General features: G+C 73.9%; 1 protein-coding gene. It reads left to right on the forward strand.

Translation table 11 applies throughout. The annotated features are described in order from the left end of the window. The coding region (locus tag AOK08_RS42185; protein ID WP_055535892.1) for a maleylacetate reductase at positions 1-1,056 on the forward strand (1,056 nt) is incomplete at its 5' end. Positions 1,057-1,243: the final 187 nt, after the last annotated feature.

The following is a 1,243-nucleotide window of genomic DNA, read 5'->3' on the forward strand; positions in this document are numbered from 1 at the left end:
GCCCAGCCGATGCGGGTCGTCCTGCGGGCCGGAGCCTCCGTGACCGCCACGGCCGGCGAGGCCGAACGGCTCGGCCTGCGGCGGCTGTTGGTGGTGTGCGGAGCGCGCGGCAGGGACACCGCGCAGGCGGTCGCCGACTCGCTCGGACCAGCCCTGGCGGGTCTGCACGACGAGGCGCGGATGCACGTACCCGCCGAAGTCGCCGACCGGGCCGTCGAGGTGGCGCTCGCGGCGGGCGCCGACGGATGTGTGGCCGTCGGCGGCGGCAGCTCGATCGGCCTCGGCAAGGCCATCGCGCTGCGCACCGGACTGCCCCTGATCGCCGTGCCCTCCACCTACTCCGGCTCGGAGATGACCCCCGTCTGGGGCCTGACCAAGCACGGCGTGAAACGCACCGGCCGCGACCGCTCCGTCCTCCCGCGCAGTGTGGTGTACGACCCCGAGCTGACCCTCTCCCTCCCGGTCCCGCTCTCGGTCACCAGCGGCATCAACGCGATCGCCCACGCCGTCGAGGCCCTCTACGCCCCCGACACCTCCCCGCTCGTCTCCCTGATGGCCCAGGAGGGCGTACGGGCGATGGCCGAGGCCCTCCCGGACGTGGCCGCCGACCCCGCGTCCCTCGACGCGCGCGGCCGGGCCCTGTACGGGGCATGGCTGTGCGGATCCTGCCTCGGCGCCACCACCATGGGCCTGCACCACAAGCTCTGCCATGTCCTCGGCGGCACCTTCGGCCTGCCGCACGCCGAGACCCACACGGTCGTCCTGCCGTACGCCCTGGCCTACAACTCGCCCGCCGCACCAGCCGCCGCCGACGCCGTCGCCCGCGCGCTGGGCGGCGCGCCCGATGCCCCAACCGCCCTGTGGGAGCTGGCCGGACGCCTCGGCGCCCCGCGTTCCCTCGCCGAGCTGGGCCTCACCGAGGCCGACCTGACGGCGGCGGCGGATCAGGTCACCGGGCAGCGGCCGTACGCCAACCCGCGCGAGGTCACCCGCGAGGGTGTGCTCGGTCTACTGAGGGGCGCGTACCGGGGCACTGCCCCCAGTACGACAAACTGATACCTGACAATTCAGGCCTCCGCCCTTCACGGCGGACAGCAGACACGGTAAGCACGCAGTCACGGCAAGCAGAACAACAACAGAAAGGCATTACCCATGGCCCTCGCACTGCTCAGGCGCCGGCGGTCCAAAGGCGCTCCCGAACGTGCGGGCCTCCAGCTACCCCTGCCGCGCGGCGCCGGCGCCG

The organism is Streptomyces graminilatus (genome assembly GCF_001418565.1).
GTDB classification, from domain to species: Bacteria; Actinomycetota; Actinomycetes; order Streptomycetales; family Streptomycetaceae; genus Streptomyces; species Streptomyces graminilatus.